The organism is Paraglaciecola arctica (assembly GCF_018861065.1).
GTDB classification, from domain to species: Bacteria; Pseudomonadota; Gammaproteobacteria; order Enterobacterales; family Alteromonadaceae; genus Paraglaciecola; species Paraglaciecola arctica_B.
Genome location: NZ_JAHKQO010000031.1, coordinates 16,075 through 34,700, shown reverse-complemented (window position 1 = coordinate 34,700; position 18,626 = coordinate 16,075). Strand labels below are relative to the sequence as shown.

The 18,626-nt window shown below is 40.5% G+C and carries 16 protein-coding genes; 7 read left to right on the top strand and 9 right to left on the bottom strand.

The genetic code is table 11. The features are described from left to right. Positions 1-189 precede the first annotated feature (189 nt). Both KO534_RS11460 and KO534_RS11455 read right to left on the bottom strand, forming a co-directional pair. Complete coding sequence (locus KO534_RS11460) at positions 190-1,701, bottom strand: DUF4397 domain-containing protein (RefSeq protein WP_215929794.1); 1,512 nt, start codon at positions 1,699-1,701, stop codon at positions 190-192. A gap of 400 nt (positions 1,702-2,101) precedes the next feature. After that, positions 2,102-2,581 (bottom strand): DUF2165 family protein, encoded by a 480-nt coding sequence (locus KO534_RS11455; protein ID WP_215929793.1) that lies wholly within the window; start codon positions 2,579-2,581, stop codon positions 2,102-2,104. 231 nt (positions 2,582-2,812) lie between these two features. Here KO534_RS11455 and KO534_RS11450 point away from each other — a divergent pair, with 231 nt between their 5' ends. Next, positions 2,813-3,205, top strand: a complete 393-nt coding sequence (locus tag KO534_RS11450) for a phasin-related domain-containing protein (protein WP_215929792.1) — start codon at positions 2,813-2,815, stop codon at positions 3,203-3,205. 349 nt (positions 3,206-3,554) lie between these two features. Further along, the gene (gene pckA / locus KO534_RS11445; protein ID WP_215929791.1) at positions 3,555-5,195 is read left to right on the top strand and encodes a phosphoenolpyruvate carboxykinase (ATP); all 1,641 of its coding nucleotides are present in this window, start codon (positions 3,555-3,557) and stop codon (positions 5,193-5,195) included. Between the two features lie 56 nt (positions 5,196-5,251). Here the strand turns inward: pckA and KO534_RS11440 are convergent, their stop codons facing one another. The 3 genes from KO534_RS11440 to KO534_RS11430 form a co-directional block, all read right to left on the bottom strand. Continuing rightward, entirely contained in the window at positions 5,252-6,313 is a 1,062-nt protein-coding gene (locus KO534_RS11440) for a ChaN family lipoprotein (protein WP_215929790.1), read from the bottom strand. 126 nt (positions 6,314-6,439) lie between these two features. Beyond that, positions 6,440-7,591, bottom strand: coding sequence for an MFS transporter (locus KO534_RS11435; protein WP_215929789.1), 1,152 nt, complete (start codon positions 7,589-7,591; stop codon positions 6,440-6,442). A gap of 31 nt (positions 7,592-7,622) precedes the next feature. After that, the gene (locus KO534_RS11430) at positions 7,623-8,804 is read right to left on the bottom strand and encodes an MFS transporter (protein WP_252732099.1); all 1,182 of its coding nucleotides are present in this window, start codon (positions 8,802-8,804) and stop codon (positions 7,623-7,625) included. Between the two features lie 107 nt (positions 8,805-8,911). On the opposite strand from KO534_RS11430, the gene KO534_RS11425 reads away from it, so the two are divergent. Further along, positions 8,912-9,823: a LysR family transcriptional regulator gene (locus tag KO534_RS11425; RefSeq protein WP_215929788.1), complete on the top strand. Its 912-nt coding sequence runs from the start codon at positions 8,912-8,914 to the stop codon at positions 9,821-9,823. 48 nt (positions 9,824-9,871) lie between these two features. Here the strand turns inward: KO534_RS11425 and KO534_RS11420 are convergent, their stop codons facing one another. The 4 genes from KO534_RS11420 to KO534_RS11405 all read right to left on the bottom strand — a co-directional run bounded on the left by KO534_RS11420 (position 9,872) and on the right by KO534_RS11405 (position 14,163). Then, entirely contained in the window at positions 9,872-12,187 is a 2,316-nt protein-coding gene (locus tag KO534_RS11420) for a YgiQ family radical SAM protein (RefSeq protein WP_215929787.1), read from the bottom strand. Between the two features lie 520 nt (positions 12,188-12,707). Then, positions 12,708-13,001 (bottom strand): HigA family addiction module antitoxin, encoded by a 294-nt coding sequence (locus KO534_RS11415; protein WP_215929786.1) that lies wholly within the window; start codon positions 12,999-13,001, stop codon positions 12,708-12,710. Then, positions 13,001-13,279: a type II toxin-antitoxin system RelE/ParE family toxin gene (locus tag KO534_RS11410; protein ID WP_215929785.1), complete on the bottom strand. Its 279-nt coding sequence runs from the start codon at positions 13,277-13,279 to the stop codon at positions 13,001-13,003. The genes KO534_RS11415 and KO534_RS11410 overlap by 1 nt, the downstream gene beginning before the upstream one ends. Positions 13,280-13,425: 146 nt before the next feature. Continuing rightward, positions 13,426-14,163: a hypothetical protein gene (locus KO534_RS11405; protein ID WP_215929784.1), complete on the bottom strand. Its 738-nt coding sequence runs from the start codon at positions 14,161-14,163 to the stop codon at positions 13,426-13,428. 409 nt (positions 14,164-14,572) lie between these two features. On the opposite strand from KO534_RS11405, the gene KO534_RS11400 reads away from it, so the two are divergent. The 4 genes from KO534_RS11400 to KO534_RS11385 all read left to right on the top strand — a co-directional run bounded on the left by KO534_RS11400 (position 14,573) and on the right by KO534_RS11385 (position 18,574). Further along, a complete protein-coding gene (locus KO534_RS11400) occupies positions 14,573-14,962 on the top strand; it encodes a BlaI/MecI/CopY family transcriptional regulator (RefSeq protein ID WP_215929783.1) in 390 nt (129 codons plus the stop codon). A 7-nt stretch (positions 14,963-14,969) separates the two neighbouring features. Next, positions 14,970-16,550, top strand: coding sequence for a M56 family metallopeptidase (locus tag KO534_RS11395; RefSeq protein ID WP_215929782.1), 1,581 nt, complete (start codon positions 14,970-14,972; stop codon positions 16,548-16,550). Positions 16,551-16,650: 100 nt separating this feature from the next. Beyond that, complete coding sequence (locus tag KO534_RS11390) at positions 16,651-17,631, top strand: hypothetical protein (protein WP_215929781.1); 981 nt, start codon at positions 16,651-16,653, stop codon at positions 17,629-17,631. A gap of 1 nt (position 17,632) precedes the next feature. After that, positions 17,633-18,574 (top strand): alpha/beta hydrolase, encoded by a 942-nt coding sequence (locus tag KO534_RS11385; protein WP_215929780.1) that lies wholly within the window; start codon positions 17,633-17,635, stop codon positions 18,572-18,574. Positions 18,575-18,626: the final 52 nt, after the last annotated feature.

Sequence of the window (18,626 nt, the reverse complement as noted above, 5' to 3'; positions counted from 1 at the left end):
TGGAAATCCTGCTGATTTCTATTTTTGCTTAAGTTCACCACAAGTGAGTAGCGTTTTAACGGGCGCATTTGTTGATGACGCAAACATTCGTTCGCCCTTCGTAAGTTGCATAAGTAATAAATAGGAAAATAGAATGACCGAAGTGAATGACAAGACACGCGCCTTCACTTCGGCAATAATTAGAAAGGTTTAATCGACACTCGTCTGATCAACCAATAACATTTTGTATCCAGACGAAGCATTCTCATCCTGTTCAAATATCAAGTATTGCTCTTGGCTCGTTTCATTCAAAACCATTTGCATGCTATCCAAAACAATATCAGTACCGTCTATGGCAGCGATTGCGTAAATATCGTAAGTATTATTTAGCAATGTCAACGAGCCCGAGTTTTCTTGTAATACTGATAACAAGTTGTCTGCGGTAGATATAATTTCGTCATTTAAAACAAAGTAAAAAGTCACGCGGCTAAAGTCTTCGGAATTTGCCAAATTCACTACCTTCACACCATGACTATAAATGCTTGAGCTACTACTTTTAGTAAGGGTCAAAGACTTGATCACAATTTCGTAGTCATCAACGATACCATCACCATTTTCGTCAATATCACCATCTTCATCGTCATCAATTGCATCTTTTCGACCATATAAGAAAATAGTGTTATCGGCGTTTTCTTGAAGGCTAAGCAAGGCATCTTTAATGTATAACTCAGAGGTATCGGAATTGAGTACATCGAAGGCATAATCACCATTAGAGGTAATAGTCGATTCGCTAAACTCACCTTTAACCAAATCATCTATTTCGACTTTAATGGTGCTGCCGATTCTCACGTCTATATCAATCTTACCTTGGTAATCAGGCAAATAATCGTTACTAGATATCGCATTATAAAAACCAAATTCAGCTTCAGAATCAACATCTTGCAACTCTGTTATGCCATTGATTCCGATACTGTCTATAGTGAAATCGGAAGACCCAACACCGGTATTGTCACGCAACACAATGATGTACTGACTGACTACCGAATAAGACTGATCAACCGAAGTGTAAATAACATCAGTGCTGCCTGGCAAAGTGATGTAAAAAATATATTGGTCTTGTTCAAGTTTCATATTGTCTGACAAGTCTTGATAACTTGCTGTGGCTAAAAACTCAGCTTCATTGAAGGTTTCATTGTCTTTAGAAACATAAACATCAACTTCTTGAATATCTGCATGAATATTGAGTAAGCGAACATTGAATAGATCATCATCGTCGTCATCATCATCATCGACCACATCGATATCAAATCTAAGCACTTCCGGCTCGCGAACATCACCTGTGAGCGCAACAAAACTAATAGTGTCAGACTTTATCTTAACGCTGTCTTCATAGATAATTTCTAGATCACTTCTATCACTGCTTTCTTCGTCCTGCCATGCTAATTCGATGAAATAGGTATCAGTATCTAAGGCGTTATTACCACTCACTTCAGTAAAATCTACTGAACTGTAGGTGACTTCAATTTCGTCGTCGTCATCGTCGTCTAGGTTTTCGTCTACCGTTAAAAAAATTCCTGGAGCATTGGGTGATGCATTATAAAACTTCACATAACCCGTACCGTCATCATCACTGCTTGAACATCCCGCTAACACAAAAATTGAAAGGCTAATGCATAACATTAACGATTGGTAAAAAGGATGGCCCACTTTGCTAAACTTCATTGTATCTCCAGTTACTATTATTTTTTTTATCGAGTTCGATAATTAAAATGGTCAATTAAATAATTACTGATGGGACACAAAGCTGAAATATTAGTTCTTATCTAGAAGCGGCTTACACATTGTTTGCACATTTGCAGACAGAATTTCACCAAAACCTTTTGAACTAAAGCAACTGCTGAGTTTCGATGATATGAAACGACTGATTAAAGGCAACGATTCTGAAACTCAGAAAGAAGAGCACCAGCAACACTGCGTTCAAGGTATTTCGAACTGTTGCTGTTGATTTATCGTAAGAATTTAAGGTGTTTTAAATTAAATAGATTTTGCTATCCGCTTAGATCTTAACTTTTATAAACCGAATGAATATTTTGGTCTCAACCACAAACCAATATAGAGAAGTTTAATCATTGGTTGCAACAAACAACGCAATAATACCTATCATACCGCCATACCTAAAAGCAGATTGCAGTACAGGGCCTAGCATCGATTCAGAGCGCCACAGTTCAAACCAACTTTCAGCTACAACGATAAAACCAGCAAACAACATGATAAGTGCAACTCCACACCCTGCTAAGGCGATATTTCTAGCCTTATGATAAGCATTATCAGAAACATTTGCGTGCCACATTTTGACGCCTCCGACACTGCACAAAATACCGGCAAGAATTTTAGACAGCAAGATAAACAGTGCACCCGCCCAAATGACAAACAAATTTGATGTCGCTTGCCAACCATCAGGACCACCGTCAATAGTGACCATAGAAGTCACCGCAGTTACCGCCGCTATGGTGCCATTCCAATCAACTAAGTTATGAATAGCACCAATGAAACCCCACAACGCCACAGTTAACACCATGATTGATTTGACTCGTTTAAGCATCGAAATGTCCTTTATCTCTGTATAAATAATTGATATTAGTGGCACATCTAAAATTTTGCTTCAATTCCCTGCAACTTTTCGATATCAACCTCTAAATGATTATTCAATAGAAGTATTTACAAATAGTTTTAAAAATATTGTTTGATTAGTATGCGATTTCTAATTTTAATCCGTAACATTCATTCCATCGAAGCAATAGGTTTAATTTTAAATAGCTACGGAGTAAATATTATGAACAACATCGACATGATTAAAGAGAAAGCCGCATCTGCAGAAGATATGGCTCGTAAAGTTTGGTTAGCAGGTCTTGGTGCCTACGGTAAAGGTTATGAAGAAGTGAAAGGTCGCTTTGAAGCCCTTTCAACTGATTCAAACAAATTGTTTACCGAACTTGTTGCTAAAGGTGAAAAACTTGAAACTGAAGGCAAAGGCAAAGTTGAAGAAGTTAAAACTAAAGTAGCTGAAAAAGCTGAAATCGATTCACGTATCGAAACAGTTCGTTCAAAACTTGGCTTTAACAACACTGATACCGATCAAAAAATTGAAGAGTTAAGTGCAAAAATTGACGCGTTAACCGACGCGGTTGCTAAATTAGCAGCTAAACCGGCGGCTAAAAAAGCTTAATTTTTGTTAAGCCTCAAATAATCAGCACAAGGGAGCTTTCTAGCTCCCTTTTTTGTGAATGCTGTAAATTAAAAATCAACCCAGCCCTAACTCTCAGCATTTCCACTCTCAACAAACACCTAAAGCAACACCTCGATTACCTTTATCTATTATTCAACAAAGTCACATTCACCTCATGAATGATAAAGATAAGTTCATTTTTAAGATCTGAGTTTTTTTTAGGTGTATAAAAATAGTGCCAATTACACCTTATGTTCATAGGTCACTGGACCTAGCACTGGTGTTTTTTTATCACTATTATGGCTAAAAAAATGGCTAAATAATTCACACAAAGAATAATGGATTGAGTATGACCTTAACTACTTCGCAAAAAACCGCCACAAGACTTGAAAAAGTGCGTACCCATTTAGAAGCAATTGGGTTGGAAAATATTACAAACATCATCCATAACCCCAGTTATGAAACATTATTCGACGCTGAAACAGATGCTGCCCTGACAGGTTATGAAAAAGGCACAATAATAGAATCTGGAGCCGTAAATGTGGATACCGGGATTTACACAGGCCGTTCTCCTAAAGATAAATTTATTGTCAAAGACGCTACCACCCAAGATACTGTATGGTGGCGAACGCCAGAAAATGGCAACGACAATAAACCCATTTCAAAAGACACATGGCAAGCACTCAAACAGATAAGTCAAAAACAATTATCGAATAGCGATTTATATGTTGTGGATGCGATATGTGGCGCGAATCCAAATACCGCCCTAAAAGTACGTTTTGTTATGCAAGTAGCATGGCAAGCTCACTTTGTGAAAAATATGTTTATACGCCCCACAGAACAACAATTAGATAACTTTGAACCTGACTTTGTAGTAATGAATGCATCAAAAACTTCGGACCCAGAATTCAAAAAGCATCAAACCAACTCAGAAACTTTTGTTGCCTTTAACTTAACTGAAAAAATGCAATTAATTGGTGGCACTTGGTATGGCGGTGAAATGAAAAAAGGTATGTTCTCTATGATGAACTACTTTTTGCCGTTACAGGGAATTGCTTCTATGCACTGTTCAGCCAATGTCTGTAAGAACGATGAAACCGCGATATTCTTTGGTTTGTCGGGCACAGGTAAAACTACTTTATCCGCCGATCCAAATCGCGCCTTGATAGGTGATGACGAACACGGCTGGGACGACGACGGAGTTTTCAATTTTGAAGGCGGTTGTTATGCCAAAACCATTGATTTAGATCCCCAAAAAGAACCTGAAATTTATCACGCCATTAAACGTAACGCTTTATTAGAAAATGTTGTGATAAATGGCAACACCCCTGATTATTCCGATAACAGCAAAACCGAAAATACTCGGGTGTCCTACCCCATCGAACATATCGAAAACCGTGTGTTGGGCATTAGTAAAGCTGGGCATGCTAAAAAAGTGATATTTTTGACTGCCGATGCCTTTGGGGTGTTTCCCCCGGTATCACGTTTAACTAGTGAGCAAGCCAAATACCATTATCTGTCGGGTTTCACAGCTAAATTAGCAGGTACAGAGCGCGGCGTTACCGAACCCACTCCCACTTTTTCGTCTTGTTTTGGACAGGCTTTTTTAAGCTTGCATCCTACTCAATATGCTCAAGTTCTCGAACAACGTATGGCCGATGCAGGTGCGAGTGCCTATTTGGTCAATACCGGTTGGAACGGCACTGGTAAACGTATAAGTTTAGCCGACACCCGAGCCATCATAGATGCAATCTTAAGCGGCGAGGTAGAAGAAGCACAATGTACCACCCTGCCTTACTTTAATTTGGCTTTCCCCACCAGCATTACAGGGGTTGATAGTCAGTTGTTAGATCCGCGAAGTACCTACTCCAATAACGACGATTGGGATAAAAAAGCCCGAGACTTAGCCACACGTTTTATCGATAACTTTGCTAAGTTCACCGACAATGAAGAAGGTAAAGCCTTAACTAAAGCTGGTCCACATTTATAAAAATAATTGGTTTCAGGTACGTGTCATGATGTGCCTGAACCTCTACTAGCCACAAACTAAGGCATATCGCAGGTTTCTGTCATGCGTTGTTTAATTAATTTACGAATAGAAGCATTTCGCTTGTCGTCATTATGAAAACGCTCAGGCATAGGGCGCAATAAATAAACATAGTCACCTTGTTCATATTGCGCGGCGCTAGCCATAGGATGCATATTATCCTCCACCATCACTGGACTTAGCACCTTAACGTTTAGATTGGGGCGCATGTCTTCCAACACGGCAACAGTCCCTAGGCGATTATCACTATGAAACGCGCCATTTAGGTGTATGACCTTTGCATCGGGATGTGTTTCTAAGGCACGAATGATCGACTGCGCCATAGTAGTGTCCCGCAATAATTGCGCAGCATAAGTTTTCATTTGGCTTTTTTGCTGTTGCTCTGGGGTTTGCCCATGACTACGTCCTGAGGACTGAATAAAAGACATAAATTTATCTTTATAATTTTCGTTCTCTAAGTCCAATTCTTTAGCAGACCAATCCGCTTGCTCAGCGGGAAAACGCGCAATCACTTCAGGTCCTTTTTTGCCCACGCACCTAACATGCATGGCCGGTGAATTGGCTGCTACAACAGGAATCTGATGCTCTTTTGCAAACTCAACAATCGCCCGATAAGACCCTTTGTAATCTGGCCAAGCATTAGCATCCTCTATTAAGGTTGATTCTCCATACTCTCCTGCTAGGTATTTATCTAACACTACTTGACTGTCACGAGTAAATTGCTCCATCGACAAAATCAAATTAGGGTTGCGTTTAAATAGGGCCTCCAATAATTGTAATTGCAATAAGTGGGAGCCTTGATGAGAATGAAACTCACCGATGAATACCACGTCAGTGTCTTTTAGGTTCTCAGCCAATTGCGTAACGGATTCAGGAATTTTATTAAGCGTATTAATCACTTGAAAACTATACATGGATGTTAACGGCGCGATAGCAGCGACGTGATCGCCCTGTGGTGATGAAGGTGCAATTGGAGGTAAAGGCGCAAGTTTTTGCTGCGTACTTGTACATGCGGTTAGGCTTAACAACAAAACAGCTGAAGCGAGTATTTTTATAGTCATATATATTCCGATTTTCGATATCATAAGTCACTATAAATTGAACGAACGTAATTACCAAGCAACAGAGGTCTCTAAGAAAATAGGTACTGTAATAATCTTAGGATAACTTAGCTGTAGTCTTTATCTTCAGACTCGTAAAGATTTGCCCCTGGCTTTACAGCGGTTTACTACTAAATAAAGCGCAACTAACACGCAACAAAATACATTGATGATAAATACATTCGTGAATCCTCCAGGAATATATTCAGAAAAAGACGTTAAAAACTGCCCCGAGAAAACCGCCATGGTGAAATAAGATAAGTTTCGGCCGCGAACCTCTGTTGCACTGCGTTCGACTGTCATGTGATTCAAAAGAGGAATACTTAAGCCGAAGCCAATACCACTAAAAACCGCACCTATTACTAAAGCTAAAGTACCTGCTTGCAAATATTGAACATAAGATAATCCGTATCCAATAAAAGCGAATGCCAACACCATTTGTTCTCCCAGTACTTTAGTTAATTTAGGCATAAAGTGCGCCGCGACAACGGCAACAAAAGAGATAAATGCAAGCAACAAGCCTACTTGTTGTTCGTTGTAGTCTTGTGTTTGCATACTGCCGGGCAGTAACACTATCGCTGTAAAAAACGTAGCCATAGATATTACAGCCACTAGGTAAACACTTTTTAGCGACAAACCTGAATCCTGCAGCGATTCACCTTCCGATATTTGGCTTTTGTCTCCTGCAGGGTGTTTAGTTGGCACAAACAATAAAAGCATGGCTAGAAACACCCATGCCGTCAGATATAAAGATAAAGGTAATGCCCAATAGCGTGCAGCAAGTAAGCCTCCTAAAAACAAAAACAATACCCCTCCCAACTCAATTGCCATTCCTTGTTTGGCTATCATGGCTAAGCGAGCCTTGCCAAAATACCATTGTGAAATTAATACGGTACTACTGGCCATAACCACCGAAGTAACACCACCAAGTAATAAACGATTTATAAATACAGTAGTCGGTCCATACAACCAAAAAACACTCCCTCCAATAAGTCCATATAAAAACAAACCGACAATTAGCGATGAGTAGGCACCATATTTATCAATCAATTTACCCGCAATTGGAGCAAAAATAACGGCTCCTAGTGCAGGCAGTGTAACGAGTAAAATAGGGTTATCAGTGACTCCAAGAGCGTTAGAAATACTCATTATCCCTGGTGCAACAAGTGCACCAACCATGATTGTTAAACAAGCAATACACAGTAAGGTAAAGCCACCAGTGATTTTTAGTTGGTTCATATAAACTCCGAGTATGAATAAAAGAAAAGGCTTAGGCTTTTTTGGCGTAAGCGTTAAAAATGACACTGAGCAAAATAAAGGTGATGCCTACAACCACAACACCCGGCCATTGATATAAAGAAAACGCCTTGACCCCGGCTATAGAGCCAAGCGCTCCGCCTAAGTAATAGCCGAGCATATAAATGCCGTTGATTCTGCTTTGTGCTGCGGGGTCAATGCTAAATACTCGCACTTGATTAGCTACTTGTGCGCTAAATATTGCGAAGTCGATGAGTATGATCCCCACAATTAATGCCAATAAATTACCGGTAAATAAACCGCTTACTGCAAAACCTATAGCACCAAGAATTAGCGCATACATGATTAACGCTTTAGAGCCTAGAATGTTGACCCATTTACCAGAAGCCTTAGCGCCAATAACACCGGCTAAGGCAATCACACCAAATAATCCAGCTTGCTGCGTGCTGTAATTAAAAGGTTGTTCGTAAACGTACAGAGCTAGTGTGGCCCAAAGCACATTGAAAGCTGCGAACCAACAAGCACCAGAAAGCGTGAAAATTTGTAGCGATTTGTGTTGTGCAAACAAACCTAAAGTACTTTTTATCAGAGCCCAATAACCTAAGTTACTTTGCGGTTTATTAGAGGGTAAAAATAGCTGCAGTAATATCCCGAAAAACGAAGCTAATACGGCAGACATTACAAATACGCTTCGCCAACCAAAGTGCTCTGCCACTAGCCCACTTAAGGTTCGTGAAAGCAAAATACCTAAAGTTAAACCCATCATTAGTGTGCCTAAGGTCGCGCCCTTGTTTTCCTTAGACACCATTGATGCAGCAAAAGGAATTAACTGTTGAGTAATATTGGCGCTTACACCAATAAGGAATACTGCGACCAGCAACAACGCTAGGTTTGTTGCAACCACTGCCATACTGCATGCAATGACTAATAGACAAGACAAAACACTTATCAAACGCCTGCGGGCAATTGAATCTCCAAGGGGAGAAATAAATAGCAAGGCGAAGGCATAACCGAATTGTGTTAACGCGGGAATACTGCCAATTTGTGAATCGTTTAGAGCAAACTCTCTAGCAATAAGAGGCAAAATGGGTTGATTGTAATAGAGGTTTGCAGCGGTGGCGGCAATAGCCGTAGTCATCAATAATAAAATAAATCGACTCAGTGACTGGTTTTGCTGTGGCTGTGGCTTAGTCATTTCAATCTCAGGTAAGTAAAATACCGGAGCAGAATAAACCCAATGTTTGCATAACAAAAATGTTATTATTTAATTGAATCTATACACTTTTTGCATACAAGGAAATTATGGATATCAAAAGACTAAAAAGTTTTATTACCGTCGCCAAGCATAAAAATTTTTCAGAAGCGGCAAACGAACTCCACACAGTGCAACCTGCTATTAGTCGACATATTTCAGCACTTGAAACCGAACTAGGGGTAAGTTTATTTAAAAGAAACTCTCGAGAAGTGGCTATTACCGAGGCGGGAGAGCAATTACTTAAAGACGCCAAGGGAATTTTGGCTCTTGCCGAACATGCTAAAATACAGGTTAAACGCGCCCACAATGGACAAGTAGGTACACTTAACATCGCCCATTTGAGTTCGGCATGTTTAACCTTTATGGCAAAACTAGTACGTGTTTATAAGTCTCAATTTCCCAAGGTGCACGTGTCATTATTTGAAATGACAGCTACAGAACAAATTGAAGCGTTTAAGAATGAACAAATAGATATTGGGTTTTCTAGGCCACTGCCCAGCTCAATCGAAGATGAATTTATAAGCCATGACATATACATTGATAAGCTCATTGCCGTCGTTAACCAAGATCACTCACTAGCTAAAAAACAGCACATAGACTGGGCGCAGTTGCAAAACGACAAATTTATTCTATTCAATCGCGATGAGGCTCAAGGGCTTTTTGATGAAACTATCTCGCTTTGCAAACGAGCCGGCTTTTCCCCCAATATCATCAGCCAACCTCGACATATGCAAACATTAGTCACCGAGGTATCCGCAGGTTTAGGCGTCGCTATTGCCCCGTTTTGTGTGCGCAAACTTTACACCGAAGGTTGTCACTTTATTGCTTTAAAAAAAGCGAATGCACACATTCCACTGCAAATTCAATACAAACAAATTAACAGCAGTGCCACAGTGCAAGCTTTTGTTGATATCTCTCTTAGCGCTAAAGCCGAAATACAACAAAGTATGTCAATTTAAAATTGACTTAATCGCCTGCACTCGAGACTTAGCAGTTAGCAATGCCTTTTAGTGCGGTTTACGCCTTTTATTTTTAGCCCCTGTTTTAGACCCTGTCTTGCCGCGAGTCTCTTGCCCTGATTTTGTCGCATCATTATGAGGTTGGTTATCGCTAAAACGTGTTAAACCCCGTTGCGTTTTTGTTTTATTTGCAGATTTGCCTTTAGCAAACGCTTTATTGCCTGAACGTTTAGCAAACTCTTTTTGATCTCGCCCTTTCAGTTCATTGCGACTTTCAGCTGGCACTAAACAATTTGGGCTGTTACCGATCAAATGTGCTTTGCCCATTTCTTTGAGCGTTTTGCGCAAGATTGGCCAGTTAGCTGGATCGTGATAGCGTAAAAACGCGCGGTGCAAACGTCTATGAATTTCACCTTTTGGCACTTCAACCATTTCACTTTTGTGGTTCACTTTATGTATTGGGTTTTTGTTGGTGTGATACATAGTAGTGGCGTTGGCCATTGGCGATGGATAAAAGTTTTGTACTTGATCTAACTTAAAGTTGCGTTCTTTAAGCCATAACGCCAAATTCAGCATATCTTCGTCTTCAGTACCCGGATGCGCCGAAATAAAATACGGGATGAGGTATTGGTCTTTGCCCGCTTCTTTGGTGTATTTGTCGAACAATTCTTTGAACTTATCGTAGGTCCCCATGCCAGGCTTCATCATTTTATCTAGCGGTGCTTTTTCGGTATGTTCAGGCGCAATTTTTAAGTAACCACCTACATGATGGGTCACTAATTCGCGTACATAATTTGGGTCTTCAATGGCTAAATCGTAACGCACGCCCGAAGCGATCAAGACTTTTTTCACTCCTTCAACATCACGGGCTTTTCGATACAGCTCTACCGTAGGCGTTTGGTCAGTATCTAAGTGACCACAAATTTCAGGCCAAACACAAGACAATCTTCTACAAGCTTGTTCGGCCTTAGGGCTTTTGCAACGTAACTTGTACATATTGGCGGTGGGTCCACCAAGATCGGAGATAACACCAGTAAAACCTGGTACTTTGTCGCGAATTTCTTCTATCTCGCGAATAATAGACTCTTCAGAACGGCTTTGGATCACCCTACCTTCATGCTCAGTTATCGAACAAAAAGTACAACCACCAAAACAACCGCGCATGATATTCACCGAAGTTTTGATCATGTCATACGCCGGAATTTTTGCTTTACCATAACTTGGGTGAGGCACGCGTGCATAGGGTAAATCAAATACCGCATCCATTTCTTCGGTTTCTAATGGATAAGCAGGTGGGTTGATCCAAATAATACGATCACCGTGGCGTTGCACCAAAGCGCGGGCACAACCAGGGTTGGTTTCTTTGTGTAGGATACGCGAGGTATGGGCGTAATGAGTTTTTTCAGCGCGTACCACATCATATGCAGGTAACATCACATAGGTTTTATCCCATGGTTTTACCCTTTGGGTTTTCGAGGTAAACGGCTGGACAACTATCGGCTGAGCTTTTTGCTCTTCGATAGCGGCTGCTTTTTCCGCTTCAGACGACACCGCACATTTATCTTCGATGATCTCATAAGGACTGATAATGGGATCGATTTTACCAATGCTATCAAGGTGAGTTGAATCGACTCCTTGCCAACCGGGAAGCGGCTCTTTACGAATAACCGCAGTACCGCGAATATCTTGCATTTGCTCAATAGTTTCACCCGCAGCAAAGCGATGCGCCATCTCAAGTAGCGGACGTTCAGCATTACCAAACATCAACATATCGGCTTTTGAGTCAAACAGCACACTGCGGCGTACTTTGTCTGACCAATAATCGTAATGGGCGATACGTCTTAGACTGGCTTCAATACCACCAATCACCACAGGTTTCTTGTAGGCTTCTTTACAACGCTGGGTGTATACGGTGACCGCTCGGTCGGGGCGCTTACCCCCCTCATTATTCGGGGTATAGGCATCGTCGTGACGTAATTTACGCTCGGCGGTATATCGATTAATCATCGAGTCCATGTTGCCTGCAGTCACACCAAAAAATAAATTAGGCTCACCAAGTTGCATAAAGGCATCTTTACTGTGCCAATCAGGCTGAGAGATAATCCCGACTCTAAAGCCTTGGGCTTCTAGGGTACGGCCAATTACCGCCATACCAAAACTCGGGTGATCCACATAAGCATCCCCCGTCACCAAAATAATGTCGCAACTATCCCAACCCAGTTGATCCATCTCTTTGCGCGACATAGGTAAAAACGGCGCAGGCCCAAAACATTCCGCCCAATATTTAGGGAAAGAAAACAAACCACGCTCCGCTTTCATACGGGCAACAGGTTTGGAACGAGAGGCAGGTTGAATAGTTGGCATGAATGGTCTCAAAAAATATCTAAAAAGCTGTTCAAAAAATCGGCGGGATTATAACAGAATACTTGAGAGGCTGTTGAGTTAAAACTTCTGTACTAAGAACAAGTTACTACGAATACATAATGCATTTACTAAATTGACTCCGTCTTAATTAAAGTACTAACTGGTAAATAGAAACCCGCAAAAAACAAAAAACTAAAACTTCTCACCGCAGAGGCAGCAGAATACAAAGAAAAAAACTATAGCTTCGCTGAAAAGATAGATATCTGTCACTTATGGTCAATTGATACAAACTAAACTTGATGGGGGCAATGAGCCAATTGCAGCAGTAGGACCTAACCTAGCCAAACGTCTGCTTTGCCCAGCATAGCAGAAAGTCGTGAAATACAATTTTTGAGTAATCTATCGGAGTATAATGGATATTAACTTTTAAATAAGGGCCGCAGGCATGTAGGGCAAAATGGCGAAGCCGCCATGCGTGTTTGCGTCCCAGCCCGCGCAGCGGGCGAGCTTAATTTTTTTGTTAGGCGGCATGCAGATCTATTGGCTGCACGTTATCCAAGTTGATGTTCTGCTTCGCCTGCCATAGCTCGTAATTGTCTTGCATGCTAAGCCAGCTTTCAGGGCTTCGCCCTAATACCTTTGATAGCCTTAATGCCATTTCTGGCGTTACTGCACTTTTCCCCTTAACGACACGATTTAGTGTAGAAGCGGCAACACCAAGGTGAGTCGCAAGTGTTCTGCAACTTATGCCGTGTGGTTCCATGTAAATGGACTTAACAAATTCACCAGGATGTGGTGGGTTATGCATATTCATTAGTGATAATCCTCGTAATTTAAGATGTAAGCATTACCATCCGTGAACTCGAAAGTTACTCTCCAATTGCCGTTGACTGATATCGACCAAATATTAGATCTTTCTCCTTTGAGTTGGTGAAGAGAGAAGCCGGGCAAATTAATGTCATCAATATCTTGTGCGGTGTGGATAGCAGCTAATTGCATGCGAAGTTTTTTCGCGTGCTTAGTCTGTATGCCTGCAGTTTTTCCTTTTTCGAAAAACAGCTTCAGACCCTTATGTTTAAATGACTTTATCATAGATGGAGTGTAGCGCGTTGCGCAACGCTGTGCAATTAAACGCCTAACACCTGGTTAAGAGGCGAGTTTAGCTTGCTAAAATGTTTGCCAAAGGCTCGAGCAAGCTATTACGAGACCATATTAAACCACTTGTTATGCGCCAAGTTCTATATCCAATTTATGACCTTTACTGCCCAATCTCCCCAAAACTGTGTACGAAAAACTGTATTCATAGCTATGGCTAGAGCACAAAACAAGCCAAACGATAATAATGTACTCATGTAAATGCGGCCTTTAGCCCTCCAGTCATAAACCATTAGTACAGCGTAAATTAAAAACATAAAACCAACCATAGAATAACCTGGAATCGCAAGTAAATGAATAATGCGATTAAGCCCCTCTGGCATCATTTGGATAGCCGCAGCAATCATGAATCGTTTATGATTAGCCGAACTTTTGATATTAAGAATACCCAAAACATAAAGTGTTAAGAAAATTAACCATTGAAGGAAAGTCCCTCCTAGGAATCCACCTGCTCTAATTCTAGCTTGGGCGTCTTCAGAGCCGAACACACCAAAACCAGCTAGCCTATGATAGAATTCAAACGCCATTATCGAACCTGAAATCAAGATCCCAACGACTAAAAAAACGCTTAGTTTACCCAGGGTGCTATGTGCATTGTAGTTTCCTTTAGCAGACAACCTAATTTGATTTAAAAGCAATACATACCACGCGGCACTAAATGCACCATGTAATCCAATCCATAAAGTTATTCGGCTTAAGCTGTCAGGTTTAGAAAACCAGCTCAATGCAAATCCACCAAAAACAATGAATGTAATAAAAAGTGATAACAAATAAAAAAATCTAGTATCACCACAGTATATATTTGAAGTATTAACTTTCACTTAGATAGACTCCATTCACTAAAACTAACTAAGACACTCATTGTTATAAATTACGCAAAAACAGTGAATTCAACAAGCATAAAATATGAGCGTTACTTTCACTTGTGGCTCTAAAATCTAGAATTAGCGCTGATTTGAAGCTGGGAGCTGTTTCGCTACTTTTTTAAAATTGGGTGTCTAGCTAGACATTGTGGGCAATAGCCTTTGGACTGTTTGTTATTGCTTATGCACCAATACTCACCCGCCCCAGACCTGATGGTAGGACAGGTTAGCCAACAAAGTACTTTCGCTTCTCGACGAATAATTTTCTCAAAAGAAACAAAAAATAAATTTATTTCATTAAATTATTGACAGCTCAATCTTATATCTCTACATTTGTAGACACAACCTCGACAAATGTAGAGAAGAAATGAAAGCAGACGTTAAACTCAGTGAATTCGAATTAGATGTAATGAATATCCTTTGGCAACTCGGTAAGGCGTCTGCCCCTGAAGTGCACGAAAAAATAAAGTTAGACAAGGATGTCAGCTACTCCACCGTTAAAACCATAATTGACCGACTCGAACAAAAAGCCTGTTTAATGCGAGCAGAGCAACAAGGTCGCACTATCTATTACGCCCCTGCAATTGAACGTGAAGCGTTTTCCACTCCCTTATTAAAAGGTTTTCTGAAACGAATGTTTGCTGGCGATCCACACAAGATGGTGGCGCAATTGTTGGATAATGAACAACTTGATAACAGCGAAATAGAACAACTCGAAAACATGCTAGCTGCGCAAAAAGCTAAAAATAATAAGTGAGGCAACCATGGTAACTTACCTAACTATCACCTTATTGATCAGTGGATTATGTGGTTTGGCCATCCTTCTATTAGGTGGCGCACCAGCCCGTTTACGTTTTTATATTTGCCTAATGCTATTAGTATCTTGGCTTACCCCCTGGCAGCTTTTACAGTTTGAGGTGAAATCTAACTCTTTTGCCTTACCGCTGAATATTCTGAGTGAATTCAAACTCGTTACTGCAGATAACACAAACACAGAAGTGATAGCGCCAATAACAAAACAAACATCAGCTTCAATACAGACATTTTATGGATTCTGGCTGGCTGTATTTGTGATTGGTCTCGCTTTATTTTGCAAAGATGTGGTGAGTTATGTGCAGCTACATAGGCGTTGGCTTAAACACTCTAAATTAGACAACCAAGCTTGGCAAACGGCCGGTATACCCGAACAAAAATGTGATATTCGCCGTATCAATTCACAATCACCTGGCATGGCGACGGGTCTCATTAACCCTATAATTTGGCTAGACTGCAACCAACATGATGCTGAAAAAATTCGCACTATTGTGTTACACGAACTTACCCATATTCGCCAACATGATCCCTACTGGTTATGGGCAATTAATTTTGTACAACGTTTGTTCTGGTGGAATCCGCTTATTGGCTTTACCGCGAGATACGCTAGGCAACAAGTAGAATTAAGCTGCGATGAGCAGTGTAAAAAGCATTTGCCCGAAGGCAGCTATCAATTGCAATTGATTAAACTGACTTTACAGGCGAATAAACCGCAACACCCGCTACCAATGCCAGCTGTTTTACGAATGAGCGGCACACCGGCATTTAATCTACAGCGGATCAATAAACTTAATAAGGAACATAACATGAAAAAACGACATACAATTGTGATGGCGTCATTGTTATCACTAACAGGCTGGATTGGATTTTCTAATGCAACTGTTAATTCACAGCAGGCTGTATTTAAAGAAGAGAAGGCTCAGAGTATCGTTAATGTACTACATACCATTAACGACAAAAAATTTACTGCGGCGCAATCACAACTAGATAAATTAACAACCCAAATTGACAGTTTTGAATCACCACAGCAAGCTAAAATTTTAAAACTTCAGGCACATGTTTTGTATGAATTAGAGCCCGAAAACCCGCAAATATTAGCTTATATGGATAGCGCCATAGCATTGGAAGATGAGTTGCCAACTAATGAACTTTTAGATCTTATCAACATGGCGCAGGCGTTAGCGGCAAGTCAGCAGAGATGGGACAAACAGCTTAGCTATTCTGACCATTGGTTTAAAGTTTCTGCTGAAGCTGGTGACAACAGCAATCAGAAAAACCTGTTGTACATGACCGCAGTGTCCCACTACTCACTAGCACAATACAACCAAGCTATCTCTAGGTTGAACGATTTAATGTCAATTAGTGAAACACAAGGGGAGCAACCCCAAGAAAACTGGTTAAAGCTACTAATGGCCAATCATTTCGAGAACGGCGATTCAGCTATCGCAACTAAGGTGCAAGCAAAAATCACCATGTTATATCCAACAGAAACCAATCAAAGACTGTTGAATGAACTATCGTCCAATCTATAAATAACACTAAAATACAAAACACATAAAGAGTTGCAAACTCCTTATGTGTTTTGGCATTTTAGTACTAACAGTGGATCCAGAGTAACGTTAAGGAAGACATATGACGCAATTTAAAACAGGCTTTATTGCCACTAATGATAAAGGTAGTGCAACTCAGACCATTGACTTACCCAACACAGGTATCACTAAGCTTCACCAGCAGACAAATCTTAATCAGAACTCAAAATTGGTTAAGCTTTCGAAAAAAGCACTGACAAAATTTGCGACTGCGGCTTTGGTTTGTACCGCAAGCACTATTGCAGGTTCTTCGTTAGCGAGTACAGGCCCTAGTTCTCAGTTTTGGCTATCAAGTACATTACGGCATGAAGATACTCAAAATAGTTACATATCAATACTCAATTCCAATCTAACTCATACTGTTTTTCATGATGTTAGAAGCAGATATATATCCGATGACGAACAACCCAGTTATACGAAAGCAGTTGTTATGGCGCTGATACGATGGATGTTAACAGAGCGAAATGAAAAGCAGGGAAACGATCCTCATATTAATGTCCAAAAGTTGGTGTCAATCATCATTGCCTTGCACAACAGTGGAACCTCTAACAAGATGGCTATACTTTTAGCCTATGTTCAAAATGATATTCAACAAGAAGTGGACAAGTCTAATAACAACGCTTTGGAGAGGTTAGATAAGGCTGCATTAGCGAAACAAAAAAAACACGATAAAGAATTTGAAAACAGGCAGCTATTTCTGCAAATGACCAGGCTCAGGCAAGCACAAGCGTCTATGCAACAATATGCGGCTTTAAACGACAAAGCATTTCAGCTCGGGTTTGAAACCTTTAAAAGGCTCAAAGAGATTGATGAAAATTTAAATATTCCCATCCATCAAAGAGAAGCCTTCAAAGCGGGGATTGAGAAAGGTAAACACAATTATGATTTAGCTGCTGACAGAGGCTTAGAAAGTTCATCTAACATGAACCAAACAACTAGCAACTCTGACAATGACCTAATTGAAGCAGACAAAGAAGTAAACGACAGCGAGATAAAACTCAATTTAAGTACTGTTGAAAATTAAAATGTATTTATCAATGGAAACGACCTTAACCAAGAAAATGGCTTTGGCAAATTTTTTAACTTGCTTTGGTCTGTGTTTACTACTTTTCGTAAGCTTCTTAAGTCACGGCTCACAGAATTTAAAAGGCCTTCACGAAAACATCCCGATAGGTGAATTAGATGGGGTGAAATTATCCATCAATATTGCTTTTCCACAAACACTCAGCGAACAAGCGCGCCCCGTGCTATTGATGATCCATGGTGGCGGTTTCCTAAAGGGCAATAAAAATAACAACAACGCCCGTATTCAGAAACTGAGCAAAAATGGTTTTGTAGCCGCCAGTGTGATGTATCGATTGGCTCCACAACATAAATTTCCAGCGGCGCTTGATGACGTTAAATTAGCCATACGTTTTTTAAAAGCTCATGCTAAAACCTATCACATCAATCCAGATCGAATAATTGTTAGCGGGTCGTCGAGTGGTGGTTTTTTGGCAATCATGGCAGGAGTATCAGGTAATTCTAGTGCCTTCTCTAAGCATGGTTTATACACTGAATTTGATTCTTCTGTGCACGCCATCGCCGCCCAATCAGCGCCTATCGCAGATTATAGACAGGCAAAATATTCAGATTTTTTACTGGTTGATCGATTGCTTGAAAAAAACGCCGACAACCATCAACAACACCTAGCAGCTATGTCAGCCGTGACCTATTTAGACCCAAATGACCCGCCAATGTTTTTAGCTCACGGTGATGCTGACCCTATTGTACCTGTAGAGATGAGTCGGGAATTTGTACGGGAACTTCAAAAAACCAACCACCCTCATCAGTACCTCGAAGTAAAAGGCGGCACACATAGTTTTAATCAATCCACTCCCGAAAAAGCCAAAATGGTATTTACTTCTTACGTAAATTTTATAGAAAAATGGGCCAAGACAGACCGGCATAAAAATCAACGCTTTTGAAATTCGCGATTAGCGAAAACTGTATATATATACAGCCAAAGGATAATCCATT